Source organism: Burkholderia sp. BCC0097, assembly GCF_902832985.1.
GTDB lineage: Bacteria > Pseudomonadota > Gammaproteobacteria > Burkholderiales > Burkholderiaceae > Burkholderia > Burkholderia orbicola.
In genome coordinates, this window is the sequence record NZ_CADFDM010000007.1 from 530,547 (window position 1) to 544,260 (window position 13,714).

General features: G+C 63.5%; 12 protein-coding genes. All 12 read left to right on the top strand.

Features of this window, described 5'->3' with window-relative positions; genetic code table 11:
* Positions 1-9 precede the first annotated feature (9 nt).
* The 12 genes from HWX07_RS25735 to HWX07_RS25790 all read left to right on the top strand — a co-directional run bounded on the left by HWX07_RS25735 (position 10) and on the right by HWX07_RS25790 (position 13,683).
* Positions 10-1,263 (top strand): NADH-quinone oxidoreductase subunit D, encoded by a 1,254-nt coding sequence (locus HWX07_RS25735; RefSeq protein ID WP_006478265.1) that lies wholly within the window; start codon positions 10-12, stop codon positions 1,261-1,263.
* A 184-nt stretch (positions 1,264-1,447) separates the two neighbouring features.
* On the top strand, positions 1,448-1,933 hold the full coding sequence (gene nuoE / locus HWX07_RS25740) for an NADH-quinone oxidoreductase subunit NuoE (protein ID WP_006478266.1): 486 nt from the start codon (positions 1,448-1,450) through the stop codon (positions 1,931-1,933).
* Positions 1,930-3,252, top strand: a complete 1,323-nt coding sequence (gene nuoF, locus HWX07_RS25745) for an NADH-quinone oxidoreductase subunit NuoF (RefSeq protein WP_175878136.1) — start codon at positions 1,930-1,932, stop codon at positions 3,250-3,252. The genes nuoE and nuoF overlap by 4 nt, the downstream gene beginning before the upstream one ends.
* 85 nt (positions 3,253-3,337) lie before the next feature.
* Entirely contained in the window at positions 3,338-5,668 is a 2,331-nt protein-coding gene (nuoG, locus tag HWX07_RS25750) for an NADH-quinone oxidoreductase subunit NuoG (protein ID WP_175878137.1), read from the top strand.
* The gene (gene nuoH, locus HWX07_RS25755) at positions 5,669-6,736 is read left to right on the top strand and encodes an NADH-quinone oxidoreductase subunit NuoH (RefSeq protein ID WP_059233605.1); all 1,068 of its coding nucleotides are present in this window, start codon (positions 5,669-5,671) and stop codon (positions 6,734-6,736) included.
* A 10-nt stretch (positions 6,737-6,746) separates the two neighbouring features.
* Positions 6,747-7,235, top strand: a complete 489-nt coding sequence (gene nuoI / locus HWX07_RS25760) for an NADH-quinone oxidoreductase subunit NuoI (protein ID WP_006478270.1) — start codon at positions 6,747-6,749, stop codon at positions 7,233-7,235.
* 105 nt (positions 7,236-7,340) lie between these two features.
* A complete protein-coding gene (locus HWX07_RS25765) occupies positions 7,341-7,991 on the top strand; it encodes an NADH-quinone oxidoreductase subunit J (protein ID WP_011545812.1) in 651 nt (216 codons plus the stop codon).
* An 18-nt stretch (positions 7,992-8,009) separates the two neighbouring features.
* The gene (gene nuoK, locus HWX07_RS25770; protein ID WP_006478272.1) at positions 8,010-8,315 is read left to right on the top strand and encodes an NADH-quinone oxidoreductase subunit NuoK; all 306 of its coding nucleotides are present in this window, start codon (positions 8,010-8,012) and stop codon (positions 8,313-8,315) included.
* Positions 8,316-8,332: 17 nt separating this feature from the next.
* A complete protein-coding gene (gene nuoL / locus HWX07_RS25775) occupies positions 8,333-10,387 on the top strand; it encodes an NADH-quinone oxidoreductase subunit L (RefSeq protein WP_175878138.1) in 2,055 nt (684 codons plus the stop codon).
* Between the two features lie 18 nt (positions 10,388-10,405).
* The gene (locus tag HWX07_RS25780) at positions 10,406-11,896 is read left to right on the top strand and encodes an NADH-quinone oxidoreductase subunit M (RefSeq protein ID WP_175878139.1); all 1,491 of its coding nucleotides are present in this window, start codon (positions 10,406-10,408) and stop codon (positions 11,894-11,896) included.
* A gap of 36 nt (positions 11,897-11,932) precedes the next feature.
* On the top strand, positions 11,933-13,387 hold the full coding sequence (gene nuoN, locus HWX07_RS25785; protein ID WP_175683526.1) for an NADH-quinone oxidoreductase subunit NuoN: 1,455 nt from the start codon (positions 11,933-11,935) through the stop codon (positions 13,385-13,387).
* Positions 13,387-13,683 carry a DUF2818 family protein gene (locus tag HWX07_RS25790; protein WP_059833327.1) on the top strand — a complete coding sequence of 99 codons (297 nt, stop codon included), beginning with the start codon at positions 13,387-13,389 and terminating at the stop codon, positions 13,681-13,683. Before nuoN ends, HWX07_RS25790 begins: the two co-directional genes overlap by 1 nt.
* Positions 13,684-13,714 lie beyond the last annotated feature (31 nt).

Genomic DNA, 13,714 nt, shown 5'->3' on the forward strand with positions numbered 1-13,714 from the left:
GGGGGCGTCATGGCAGAAATCAAGAACTACACGCTCAACTTCGGCCCGCAGCACCCGGCAGCGCACGGCGTGCTGCGCCTCGTGCTCGAGCTCGACGGCGAAGTCATTCAGCGTGCCGATCCGCACATCGGCCTGCTGCACCGCGCGACCGAAAAGCTCGCGGAATCCAAAACCTTCATCCAGTCCGTGCCGTACATGGACCGTCTCGACTACGTGTCGATGATGGTCAACGAGCACGGCTACGTGCTCGCGATTGAAAAGCTGCTCGGCATCGAAGTGCCGGAGCGCGCGCAGTACATCCGCGTGCTGTTCGACGAAATCACGCGCGTGCTGAACCACCTGATGTGGATCGGCGCGCACGCACTCGACGTCGGCGCGATGGCCGTGTTCCTGTACGCTTTCCGCGAACGCGAAGACCTGATGGACGTGTACGAAGCGGTGTCCGGCGCCCGGATGCACGCGGCCTACTATCGTCCGGGCGGCGTCTATCGCGATCTGCCTGACGCAATGCCGCAATACAAGGCGTCGAAGATTCGCAACGAGAAGGCGCTCGCGAAGATGAACGAAGCGCGCAGCGGCTCGGTGCTCGACTTCATCGACGATTTCTTCACGCGCTTCCCGAAGTGCGTCGACGAATACGAAACGCTGCTGACCGACAACCGGATCTGGAAACAGCGTCTGGTCGGGATCGGCGTGGTGAGCCCGGAACGTGCGCTGCAGATGGGCCTGACGGGCCCGATGCTGCGCGGCTCGGGCATCGCATGGGACCTGCGCAAGAAGCAGCCCTACGAAGTGTACGATCGGATGGATTTCGACGTGCCGGTCGGCGTGAACGGCGATTGCTACGACCGCTATCTGGTGCGCGTCGAAGAAATGCGCCAGTCGATCCGCATCGCGAAACAGTGTATTGAGTGGCTCCGCAAGAATCCGGGCCCGGTGATGACGGACAATCACAAGGTTGCCCCGCCGTCGCGCGTCGGCATGAAGACCAACATGGAAGACTTGATTCACCACTTCAAGCTCTTCACCGAAGGTTTTCATGTGCCGGAAGGCGAAGCGTACGCGGCGGTCGAGCATCCGAAGGGGGAGTTCGGCATCTACCTCGTGTCCGATGGCGCCAACAAGCCGTATCGCCTCAAGATTCGCGCGCCGGGTTTCGCGCACCTGGCGTCGCTCGACGAAATGGCGCGCGGTCACATGATCGCCGACGCCGTCACGATCATCGGTACGCAGGACATCGTGTTCGGCGAAATCGATCGCTAATGGTTGCGCCGCCCGCGAGCGCGGGCGGCGAGCAGTCAGTCGCACGCGAAGTTACAAGCGGTATGCGCCGAACCGGCGCGGCTTCGCAAGCTGTCAACAGAGTGAGCGCCAGGTCTGCCGTCCATGCACCCCAGTGTGCGGCAGGTTGTTCGTTCGGTAGGAATTGAAAGAGTCGTGTCTGAAAATGATCTCAGCTGAAGGCCTGAAGGAAATCGATCGAGCGTTGACGAAGTATCCCGCCGATCAGAAACAGTCCGCCGTGATGTCGGCGTTGGCCGTGGCTCAAGAAGAGCACGGCTGGCTGTCGCCCGAACTGATGCAGTTCGTCGCGGACTATCTCGGCATGCCGGCCGTCGCCGTGCAGGAAGTCGCGACGTTCTACACGATGTACGAGCTCAAACCGGTCGGCAAGCACAAGATCACGCTCTGCACGAACCTGCCGTGCCAGCTCGGCCCGCACGGCGGCGCGGAAGCGACTGCCGACTACCTGAAACAGAAGCTGGGCATCGGCTTCGGCGAGACCACGCCCGACGGCAAGTTCACGCTGAAGGAAGGCGAATGCATGGGCTCGTGCGGCGATGCGCCGGTGCTGCTGGTGAACAATCACAGAATGTGCAGCTTCATGAGCCGCGAGAAGATCGACCAGCTGCTTGAGGAGCTCTCGAAATGACGTCCCTCCACGACCGTCACATCAAACCGCTGATCCTCGCTGGTCTGAACGGCGAGAACTGGCACCTCGAAGATTACGTTGCACGCGGCGGCTACAAGCAACTGCGCCGCATTCTCGAAGAAAAGATTCCGCCCGAGCAGGTGATCGCCGACGTGAAGGCGTCGGGCCTGCGCGGCCGCGGCGGCGCGGGCTTCCCGACCGGCCTGAAGTGGAGCTTCATGCCGCGCCAGTTCCCGGGGCAGAAGTACCTCGTCTGCAACTCGGACGAAGGCGAGCCGGGCACGTTCAAGGATCGCGACATCCTGCGCTGGAACCCGCACGCGCTGATCGAAGGCATGGCCATCGGCGCATACGCGATGGGCATCACCGTCGGCTACAACTACATCCACGGCGAAATCTTCGAAGTGTATCGACGCTTCGAAGCCGCGCTCGATGAAGCGCGCGCGGCCGGGTTCCTCGGCGACAACATCATGGGCTCGGAATTCTCGTTCCAGCTGCACGCGCACCACGGTTACGGCGCGTACATCTGCGGCGAGGAAACGGCGCTGCTCGAGTCGCTCGAAGGCAAGAAAGGCCAGCCGCGCTTCAAGCCGCCGTTCCCGGCGAGCTTCGGCGTGTACGGCAAGCCGACCACGATCAACAACACCGAGACGTTCGCCGCGGTGCCGTTCCTGCTGTCCATCGGGCCGCAGAATTACCTCGAGATCGGCAAGCCGAACAACGGCGGCACGAAGATTTTCTCGGTGTCGGGCGACGTCGAGCGCCCGGGCAACTACGAAGTGCCGCTCGGCACGCCGTTCGCGACGCTGATGGAGCTCGCCGGCGGGATGCGTGGCGGCAAGAAGATCAAGGCCGTGATTCCGGGCGGGTCGTCGGCGCCGGTGATCCCGGGCGACATCATGATGCAGACGGATCTCGACTACGACTCGATCGCGAAGGCCGGCTCGATGCTCGGTTCCGGCGCGGTGATCGTGATGGACGAGACGCGCTGCATGGTGCGTTCGCTGCTGCGCCTGTCGTACTTCTACTACGAGGAATCGTGCGGTCAGTGCACGCCGTGCCGTGAAGGCACCGGCTGGCTGTATCGCGTCGTGAACCGTATCGAGCACGGCGAAGGGCGCCAGGAAGATCTGGACCTGCTGAACTCGGTGGCCGAGAACATCATGGGCCGCACGATCTGCGCGCTCGGCGATGCGGCGGCGATGCCGGTTCGCGGGATGCTCAAGCACTACTGGGACGAATTCGCGTACCACGTCGAGCACAAGCACTGCATGGTCGGCGGCCACGCGTCGCATGTGGCTTCGGCTGCGGCGGCCTGAAGCGAAACACCCGGTTGCGGAATTTGAGCGCACGGTCGGGCGAAGGCGCGAACGGGCGGAAATAGGTTAAGGACCATTCACCATCATGGTTGAACTTGAAATAGACGGCAAGAAGGTCGAGGTGCCCGAAGGCAGCATGGTGATCCAGGCTGCGCACAAGGCGGACACGTACATTCCTCACTTCTGCTATCACAAGAAACTGTCGGTCGCGGCCAACTGCCGGATGTGTCTCGTCGAAGTCGAGAAGATGCCGAAGGCCGTGCCTGCCTGTGCGACCCCCGTGTCGGCCGGCATGATCGTCCATACGCAGTCCGACAAGGCCGTGAAGGCGCAGCAGTCGGTGATGGAATTCCTCCTCATCAATCACCCGCTCGATTGCCCGATCTGCGATCAGGGCGGCGAATGCCAGCTGCAGGATCTGGCGGTCGGCTACGGCAAGTCGTCGTCGCGCTACTCGGAAGAAAAGCGCGTGGTGTTCCACAAGAACGTGGGCCCGCTGATCTCGATGGAAGAAATGTCGCGCTGCATCCACTGCACGCGCTGCGTCCGCTTCGGCCAGGAAGTCGCCGGCGTGATGGAGTTCGGCATGCTGGGCCGCGGCGAGCATTCGGAAATCACGACGTTCGTCGGCAAGACGGTCGACTCCGAAATGTCGGGCAACATGATCGACCTGTGCCCGGTCGGCGCGCTGACCAGCAAGCCGTTCCGCTACAGCGCCCGTACGTGGGAACTGTCGCGCCGCAAGTCGGTGAGCCCGCACGATTCCGTCGGCGCGAACCTCGTCGTGCAGGTGAAGAACAACCGCGTGATGCGCGTGCTGCCGTTCGAGAACGAAGCGATCAACGAATGCTGGATCTCGGACAAGGACCGCTTCTCGTATGAAGGCCTCAACAGCGAAGAGCGCCTGACGAAGCCGATGCTGAAGCAGGGCGGCCAGTGGATCGAAACCGACTGGCAGACCGCGCTGGAATACGTCGCGAAGGGCCTGAAGGGCGTCGCCGCGGATCACGGCGCGAACGCGCTGGCGATGCTCGCGAGCGCGCACAGCACCGCGGAAGAGCTGTTCCTCGTGAAGCAGCTCGCCAACGAACTGAAGACGCCGAACGTCGACTTCCGTCTGCGTCAGCAGGATTTCTCGGCGCCGGTCCAGGGCGCGCCGTGGCTCGGCATGCCGATCGCCGATCTGTCGAACGTGGACGCCGCGTTCGTCATTGGTTCGTTCCTGCGCCGCGACCACCCGCTGTTCGCATCGCGCCTGCGTCAGGCTGCGAAGAACGGCGCGAAGCTGCATTTCCTGCACGCGACCGGTGACGATTCGCTGATCCCTACCGCGCAACGCATCGTCGCCGCGCCGTCCGCATGGCTCGACGAGCTGGCCGGCATCGCCGCCGCTGTCGCACAGCTGCGCGGTGTCGCGCTGCCCGACGCGCTCGCGGGCGTCACTGCATCGCCGGCTGCCCAGGCTGTCGCGCAGTCGCTCGCGAACGGCGAACGCCGCGCGGTGCTGCTCGGCAACGTCGCGGTCCGTCATCCGCAATTCGCGAAGCTGCACGCCGTCGCGCAGTGGATCGCCGACAACACCGGCGCCACGTTCGGCTTCCTGACGGAAGCGGCGAACACGGTCGGCGCGCACGTCGTCGGCGCGCTGCCGGGCGAAGGCGGCCTGAACGCACGCGAAGCGTTCGAGCAGCCGCGCAAGGGCTACGTGCTGCTGAACGTCGAACCGGAATTCGACACCGCCGATCCGGCACAGGCGCTTGCCGCGCTGAACCAGGCTGAAATGGTCGTCGTGATGTCGCCGTTCAAGCACGGCCTCGACTACGCCGACGTGCTGCTGCCGGTCGCGCCGTTCACCGAAACGGCCGGTACGTTCGTCAACGCGGAAGGCACCGTGCAGAGCTTCAACGGCGTCGTGCGCCCGCTCGGCGACACGCGTCCGGCCTGGAAGGTGCTGCGCGTGCTCGGCAGCCTGCTCGGCCTGCCGAACTTCGAATACGAGACCGCGGAAGAAGTGCGTCTCGCCGCGCTCGGCGACGCCGGCGTCGCGGGCCGTCTGTCGAACCAGACGTCGGTCGCGCCGGCCCGTGCCGCGGCGAATGCCGTGAACGGCGGTTTCGAGCGCCTGGCCGATGTGCCGATCTATCACGCCGACGCGCTCGTGCGCCGCGCGGGTGCGCTGCACCTGACGGCCGCCGCGAAGGCGGCGAATGCCGCAGCCCTGCCGGCCGCGCTGTTCGACAAGCTGGGCTTGAAGGAAGGCGACGCCGTGCGCGTGCGCCAGGGCGAGCGTGCGGTGCAGTTGCCGGCCGTGCGCGACGCGAATCTTGCGGAGACGGTCGTTCGCGTGTCGGCGGCGACGCCTGCCGGCGCAGCGCTCGGCAGCCTGTCCGGTGAACTGGTGGTGGAGAAGGCGTAAATGAGCTTGTTCGATACGATCAACGCGGGCGGGGCCGAGCTTCTCGGCTTCGCGTGGCCGACGGTGTGGGCAGTCGTGCGCATCCTCGTCGTCTCCGTCGTCATCCTGCTGTGCGTCGCGTACCTGATTCTGTGGGAACGCAAGCTGATCGGCTGGATGCACGTGCGTCTCGGCCCGAACCGCGTCGGCCCCGGCGGCCTGCTGCAGCCGATCGCCGACGTGCTGAAGCTGCTGCTGAAGGAAGTCATTCAGCCGAGCGCCGCCAGCCGCTGGCTGTACCTGATCGCGCCGGTGATGACCGTCGTGCCGGCGTTCGCCGTGTGGGCGGTGATCCCGTTCCAGGCGGAAGCCGTGCTCGCGAACGTGAACGCTGGCCTGCTGTACGCGATGGCGATCTCGTCGATCGGCGTGTACGCGGTGATTCTCGCCGGCTGGGCGTCGAACTCGAAGTACGCATTCCTCGGCGCGATGCGCGCCGCGGCACAGATGGTGTCGTACGAAATCTCGATGGGCTTCGCGCTGGTGCTCGTGCTGATGACGGCCGGCAGCCTGAACCTGTCGGAAATCGTCGGCTCGCAACAGCACGGCTTCTTCGCCGGCCACGGCGTGAATTTCCTGTCGTGGAACTGGCTGCCGCTGCTGCCGGCGTTCGTCGTCTACTTCATCTCGGGCATCGCCGAAACGAACCGTCACCCGTTCGACGTGGTGGAAGGGGAGTCGGAGATCGTCGCGGGTCACATGATCGATTACTCGGGCATGGCGTTCGCGCTGTTCTTCCTCGCCGAGTACATCAACATGATCGTGATCTCGGCACTGGCCGCGACGCTGTTCCTCGGCGGCTGGGACGCACCGTTCGAATTCCTGTCGTTCATCCCGGGCATCTTCTGGCTGGTGCTGAAGGTCTTCGCGCTGCTGTCGGTGTTCATCTGGGTGCGCGCGACGTTCCCGCGCTACCGTTACGACCAGATCATGCGTCTGGGCTGGAAGGTGTTCCTGCCCGTCACGGTGATCTGGGTGATCGTGGTTGGCTTCTGGATGATGTCGCCGCTGAACATCTGGGTGAAGTAAGGACGAAATCATGACGGCTATCCAACACTTCTTTAAGACTTTCTTCCTGACCGAGCTGCTGAAGGGGCTCGCGCTGACCGGTCGTTACACGTTCAAGCGCAAGTTCACCGTGCAGTTCCCGGAAGAGAAGACCCCGATTTCGCCGCGTTTCCGCGGGCTGCACGCGCTGCGCCGCTACGAAAACGGCGAAGAGCGCTGCATCGCCTGCAAGCTGTGCGAGGCCGTGTGCCCCGCGCTGGCGATCACGATCGAATCGGAAACGCGCGCGGACAACACGCGCCGCACGACGCGCTACGACATCGACCTGACGAAGTGCATCTTCTGCGGTTTCTGCGAAGAGAGCTGCCCGGTCGATTCGATCGTCGAGACGCAGATTCTCGAGTACCACGGCGAAAAGCGCGGCGACCTGTATTTCACGAAGGAAATGCTGCTCGCGGTGGGCGATCGCTACGAGAAGGACATCGCCGCGGCGAAGGCTGCCGACGCGCCGTATCGTTGATTGTGTTTGCAGTGCCGGCCCGGCATGAACGGGCCGAGCCGCCGCGACGGGTGCGGGCGTTCCGCAAGCCGCGCCTGACTATGGCCTAACGATGAACCGGTAATCATGGAATTCACGACCGTACTGTTCTACATCTTCGCGCTGCTCCTGGTGGTATCAGGGCTGAAGGTGATCACTTCGCGCAACCCGGTGGCGTCTGCGCTTTTCCTTGTGCTGGCGTTCTTCAACGCCGCCGCGATCTGGATGCTGCTGGAAGCGGAGTTCCTCGCGATCCTGCTGGTTCTGGTCTACGTGGGCGCGGTGATGGTGCTGTTCCTGTTCGTCGTGATGATGCTGGACATCAACATCGACTACCTGCGCCGCGACTTCAAGCGCTTCGTGCCGATGGCAACCGTGGTCGGCGCGATCATCGTGATCGAAACCGCGCTGATCCTGTGGCGCGGTTACGGCGACACGCACACCGTGCACGCGATGGCGACGGGCGAGATGGCCAACTGGTCGAATACGCGCCTGATCGGCAAGGTGATCTACACCGATTACATCTTCGCGTTCGAAATCGCCGGCCTGGTGCTGCTGGTCGCGATCATCGCCGCGATCGGGCTGACCGAGCGCAAGGGCAAGGACAGCAAGCGCCAGCGCGTGTCGGATCAGGTCAAGGTGCGTCGCAACGACCGCGTGCGCCTCGTGAAGATGGAAGCGGACAAGCCGCAGCCGGAAACGGCGCAGAGCGAAGCCGGTTCGGGCACCAACGGCTAAGCGGAGGAAAAGAAAACCATGCTGACTCTTGCTCACTACCTTGTGCTCGGCGCGATCCTGTTCGCGATCGCGATCGTCGGGATTTTCCTGAACCGCCGCAACGTCATCATCATCCTGATGTCGATCGAATTGATGCTGCTGGCGGTGAACACCAACTTCGTCGCGTTTTCGCATTACCTCGGCGACGTGCACGGCCAGATCTTCGTGTTCTTCGTGCTGACCGTCGCCGCAGCGGAAGCCGCGATCGGCCTCGCGATTCTGGTGACCCTGTTCCGTAAGCTCGACACGATCAATGTCGAGGATCTCGATCAGCTCAAAGGTTAATTTCAGGCTACGCTGTTATGTCAACGACACTCAATGAAAACCTGCTGCTGGCGATTCCGCTCGCTCCGCTGGCCGGCTCGCTGATTGCGGGGCTGTTCGGGAACGCAGTCGGGCGCAAGGGCGCACACCGGATCACGATCCTCGGCGTATTGATCGCGTTCCTCCTGTCGGCGAAAGTCTTCTTCGACGTGATGGGCGGCGCAAGCTTCAACGCGACCGTCTACGAATGGATGAACGTCGGCTCGCTGAAGCTCGAAGTCGGCTTCCTCGTCGATTCGCTGACCGCGATGATGATGGTCGTCGTGACCTTCGTCTCGCTGATGGTGCACGTGTACACGATCGGCTACATGGCGGAGGAAGACGGCTACCAGCGCTTCTTCTCGTACATCTCACTGTTCACGTTCTCGATGCTGATGCTCGTGATGAGCAACAACTTCCTGCAGCTGTTCTTCGGCTGGGAAGCGGTGGGTCTGGTGTCGTACCTGCTGATCGGCTTCTACTTCACGCGTGAGAGCGCGATCTACGCGAACATGAAGGCGTTCCTCGTGAACCGCGTGGGCGACTTCGGCTTCCTGCTCGGCATCGGCCTGCTGCTCGCGTTCGCCGGCTCGATGAATTACGGCGAAGTGTTCGCGAAGCGCGCGGAACTCGCGAGCCTGCACTTCCCGGGCACCGACTGGGGCCTGCTGACCGTTGCCTGTATCTGCCTGTTCATCGGTGCGATGGGTAAATCGGCCCAGTTCCCGCTGCACGTGTGGCTGCCGGACTCGATGGAAGGCCCGACCCCGATCTCGGCGCTGATTCACGCGGCGACGATGGTGACGGCCGGCATCTTCATGGTGTCGCGCATGTCGCCGCTGTTCGAACTGTCGGATACCGCGCTGTCGTTCATCACGGTGATCGGCGCGATCACGGCGCTCTTCATGGGCTTCCTCGGCATCGTCCAGAACGACATCAAGCGCGTGGTCGCGTACTCGACGCTGTCGCAGCTCGGCTACATGACCGTCGCGCTCGGCGTGTCCGCTTACCCGGTCGCCGTGTTCCACCTGATGACGCACGCGTTCTTCAAGGCGCTGCTGTTCCTCGGCGCCGGCTCGGTCATCATGGGCATGCACCACGACCAGGACATGCGCAACATGGGCGGCCTGCGCAAGTACATGCCGATCACGTGGATCACGTCGCTCGTCGGTTCGCTCGCGCTGATCGGCACGCCGTTCTTCTCGGGCTTCTACTCGAAGGACTCGATCATCGACGCGGTGAAGCTGTCGCACCTGCCGGGTTCGGGCTTCGCGTACTTCGCGGTCGTCGCGAGCGTGTTCGTCACGGCGCTGTACTCGTTCCGCATGTACTTCCTGGTGTTCCACGGCGAAGAGCGCTTCCGCAAGCCGAAGCATCCGGAATCGCCGATGGGCATGGCGGCCGCGCACGGCCACGACGATCACGGCCATGGCCACGGTCATGACGACCACGCGCACGAGCCGCACGAGACCCCGTGGGTCGTGTGGGTGCCGCTGGTCCTGCTGGCGATCCCGTCGGTGATCATCGGCGCGATCGCGATCAGCCCGATGCTGTTCGGCGATTTCTTCCAGCACGGCGTCGCATTCGACAAGGTGATCTTCATCGGCGAAAACCATCCGGCGCTCGCCGAGATGGCCGAAGAGTTCCACGGCTGGGTGGGCATGGGCCTGCACTCGGTGTCGGGCCTGCCGGTGTGGCTGGCGCTCGCCGGCGTGGTCGTCGCGTGGTTCCTGTACCTGAAGCGCCCGGAACTGCCGGCGTCGATCCGCCGCGCGTTCGGCCCGATCTACACGCTGCTGGACAACAAGTACTACCTGGACAAGATCAACGAAGTGGTGTTCGCCCGCGGTTCGGTGGCGATCGGCCGCGGCCTGTGGAAGGAGGGTGACGTCGTGGTGATCGATGGCCTCGTCAACGGCAGCGCCCGGTTCATCGGCTGGTTCGCCGGCGTGATCCGCTTCCTCCAATCCGGTTACATCTATCACTACGCGTTCGCCATGATCATCGGCATGCTGGGGCTCCTGACCCTGTTTGTAACGCTCGGCGGCAAATAAGGCGGGGAGACAACACTAATGCACGCTTTTCCGATTCTCAGTACCGCGATCTGGCTGCCGATCGTTTTCGGCCTCCTCGTGCTGGCGGTAGGTAACGACAAAAATCCGGGCACGGCCCGCTGGGTTGCGCTGATCGGCGCGCTGCTCGGTCTCGCGGTCACGATCCCGTTGATCACGCGCTTCGACTCGAGCACGGCCGCGCTGCAGTTCGTCGAGAAGTCGACCTGGATCGAACGCTTCGACATTGCGTATCACCTCGGCGTCGACGGCATCTCGATGTGGTTCGTCGTGCTGACCGCGCTGATCACGGTGATCGTCGTGATCGCCGCATGGGAAGTGATCACCGAGAACGTCGCGCAGTACCTCGCGGCGTTCCTGATCCTGTCCGGGATCATGATCGGCGTGTTCTCGGCTGCCGACGGCCTGCTGTTCTACGTGTTCTTCGAGGCGACCCTGATCCCGATGTACATCATCATCGGCGTGTGGGGCGGCCCGAACCGTGTGTATGCGGCATTCAAGTTCTTCCTGTACACGCTGGCCGGTTCGCTGCTGATGCTGGTCGCGCTGATCTACCTGTACACGGAAACGCATTCGTTCGATCTCGCGACGTGGCAGAACGCGAAGATCGCGATGACGCCACAGATCTTGCTGTTCATTGCCTTCTTCCTCGCGTTCGCGGTGAAGGTGCCGATGTGGCCGGTGCACACGTGGCTGCCGGACGCGCACGTGGAAGCGCCGACGGGCGGCTCGGTCGTGCTGGCCGCGATCATGCTGAAGCTCGGCGCATACGGTTTCCTGCGCTTCTCGCTGCCGATCACGCCTGACGCGAGCCACTTCCTGGCACCCGTCGTGATCACGCTGTCGCTGATCGCGGTGATCTACATTGGCCTCGTCGCGATGGTGCAGGCCGACATGAAGAAGCTGGTCGCGTATTCGTCGATCGCGCACATGGGCTTCGTCACGCTCGGCTTCTTCATCTTCAACCAGCTCGGCGTCGAAGGCGCGATCATCCAGATGATCTCGCACGGCTTCGTGTCGGGCGCGATGTTCCTCTGCATCGGCGTGTTGTACGACCGCGTGCACTCGCGCCAGATCGCCGACTACGGCGGCGTCGTGAACGTGATGCCGAAGTTCGCGGCATTCGCGATGCTGTTCTCGATGGCCAACTGCGGCCTGCCGGGCACGTCGGGTTTCGTCGGCGAGTTCATGGTGATTCTCGCGGCCGTCCAGTACAACTTCTGGATCGCATTCGGCGCGGCATTCACGCTGATCCTCGGCGCGGCCTACACGCTGTGGATGTACAAGCGCGTGTATTTCGGCGCGGTCGCGAACGATCACGTCGCCAAGCTGAAGGACATCGGCCGTCGCGAATTCCTGATGCTGGCCGTGCTCGCCGCGTTCACGCTGCTGATGGGCCTTTATCCGAAGCCTTTCACCGACGTGATGCACGTTTCCGTCGAAAACCTCCTCTCCCACGTCGCGCAGTCGAAGCTGCCGCTGGCCCAGTAATCGCGAGCGGAGGAACTCAAGATCATGAACGCTCCTATGAATGTCCTGTTGCCCGACGCGCTGGTGATGGCCGCCATCGTCGTCGCATGGCTGAATGACACCTTTGCCGGTGCTTCCGGTCGCCGCCTGACCTATCTGATCGCAGTCGTCTCGTCGGTGGTCGCCGGCGTGTGGTTCGCGGTCCAGGCGCTCGACCCGCAGCCGTACTACTTCTTCTCGAAGATGATCGTCGTCGACTCGTTCGCGAGCATGATGAAGGCGGTCGTGTCGTTCGGTTTCGCGGTCTCGCTCGTCTATTCGCGCAAGTACCTCGAAGACCGCGACATGTTCCGCGGCGACGTGTTCCTGCTCGGCATGTTCTCGCTGCTCGGTCAGCTGGTCATGGTGTCGGGCAACAACTTCCTGACGCTGTACCTCGGCCTCGAACTGATGTCGCTGTCGCTGTACGCGGTCATCGCGCTGCGTCGCGATGCCGCGCAGTCGAGCGAAGCCGCGATGAAGTACTACGTGCTGGGCGCGCTCGCGTCGGGCTTCGTGCTGTACGGCATCTCGATGCTCTACGGCGCTACCGGCTCGCTCGAGCTGGGCGAGGTGTACAAGGCGGTCGGCGGCAACACCGACGCGGCCGTGCTGATGTTCGGCGTGATCTTCATCGTCGCCGGTATCGCGTTCAAGCTCGGCGCCGTGCCGTTCCACATGTGGGTGCCGGACGTCTACCAGGGCGCACCGACCGCGATGACGCTGTTCGTCGGCGGCGGCCCGAAGGTGGCCGCATTCGCGTGGGGCCTGCGTTTCCTGGTGATGGGCCTGCTGCCGCTCGCCCAGAACTGGCAGACCGCGCTCGTGATCCTCGCCGCGCTGTCGCTGATCGTCGGTAACATCACCGGTATCGTCCAGCGCAACATCAAGCGGATGCTCGCGTACTCGGCGATCTCGAACATGGGCTTCGTGCTGCTCGGCCTGCTCGCGGGCATCGTGAAGGGCGACGCGGCGGCACCGGCGAACGCCTACAGCTCGGCGATGTTCTACGCGATCGTCTACCTGATCACGACGCTCGGCTCGTTCGGCGTGGTGATGCTGCTCGCGCGTCGCGATTTCGAAGCGGAAACGATCGACGACTTCAAGGGCCTCAACAAGCGCAGCCCGGTGTTCGCGTTCGTGATGATGGTCATGATGTTCTCGTTGGCCGGCATCCCGCCGACCGTCGGCTTCTACGCGAAGCTGGCCGTGCTCGAGGCGACCGTCAACGCAGGCCTCACGTGGCTGGCCGTGCTGGCCGTGATCACGTCGCTGTTCGGTGCGTTCTACTACCTGCGTATCGTCAAGCTGATGTACTTCGATGCCCCGCAGGATTCGACGCCGATCTCGGGCGATTTCTGCAAGCGCACGATCCTCGTACTGAACGGCCTGGCGGTCGTCGCGCTCGGCCTGATCCCGAGCCCGCTGCTGACCGCCTGCCTGCAGGCAATCCGTCACACGCTGCCGCTGTAATGTCGGCAGCCGGCTGGTTTATCGTGCTGTTGGCGCTCGTAGGCGCCAACCTGCCGTTCCTGAACCAACGCCTCTTCGCCGTCGTGCCGTTCGGCGCGACGAAGAAGAATGCGTGGGTGCGGATCGGCGAGCTGATCGTGCTGTACTTCGTCGTCGGCGCGCTCGGCTTCTGGCTCGAGTCGCGCGCCGGCAACCGCTTCGAACAGGGCTGGCAGTTTTACGCGATCACGTTCAGTCTCTTCGTCGTGTTCGCGTTTCCCGGCTTCACGTTCCAGTATCTCGTCAAACGACGCTGACGGCTTCGGCCGTCCGTCGTGCTCATTCAGG

Excerpts from the sequence above, each read along its gene's own strand:
- nuoI (WP_006478270.1), top strand. The coding sequence starts at position 6,747 with ATGACGGCTATCCAACACTTCTTTAAGACTTTCTTCCTGACCGAGCTG.
- HWX07_RS25735 (WP_006478265.1), top strand. The coding sequence starts at position 10 with ATGGCAGAAATCAAGAACTACACGCTCAACTTCGGCCCGCAGCACCCG.
- HWX07_RS25765 (WP_011545812.1), top strand. The coding sequence starts at position 7,341 with ATGGAATTCACGACCGTACTGTTCTACATCTTCGCGCTGCTCCTGGTG.
- nuoE (WP_006478266.1), top strand. The coding sequence starts at position 1,448 with ATGATCTCAGCTGAAGGCCTGAAGGAAATCGATCGAGCGTTGACGAAG.
- nuoF (WP_175878136.1), top strand. The coding sequence starts at position 1,930 with ATGACGTCCCTCCACGACCGTCACATCAAACCGCTGATCCTCGCTGGT.
- nuoG (WP_175878137.1), top strand. The coding sequence starts at position 3,338 with ATGGTTGAACTTGAAATAGACGGCAAGAAGGTCGAGGTGCCCGAAGGC.
- nuoH (WP_059233605.1), top strand. The coding sequence starts at position 5,669 with ATGAGCTTGTTCGATACGATCAACGCGGGCGGGGCCGAGCTTCTCGGC.
- nuoK (WP_006478272.1), top strand. The coding sequence starts at position 8,010 with ATGCTGACTCTTGCTCACTACCTTGTGCTCGGCGCGATCCTGTTCGCG.
- HWX07_RS25780 (WP_175878139.1), top strand. The coding sequence starts at position 10,406 with ATGCACGCTTTTCCGATTCTCAGTACCGCGATCTGGCTGCCGATCGTT.
- HWX07_RS25790 (WP_059833327.1), top strand. The coding sequence starts at position 13,387 with ATGTCGGCAGCCGGCTGGTTTATCGTGCTGTTGGCGCTCGTAGGCGCC.
- nuoL (WP_175878138.1), top strand. The coding sequence starts at position 8,333 with ATGTCAACGACACTCAATGAAAACCTGCTGCTGGCGATTCCGCTCGCT.
- nuoN (WP_175683526.1), top strand. The coding sequence starts at position 11,933 with ATGAATGTCCTGTTGCCCGACGCGCTGGTGATGGCCGCCATCGTCGTC.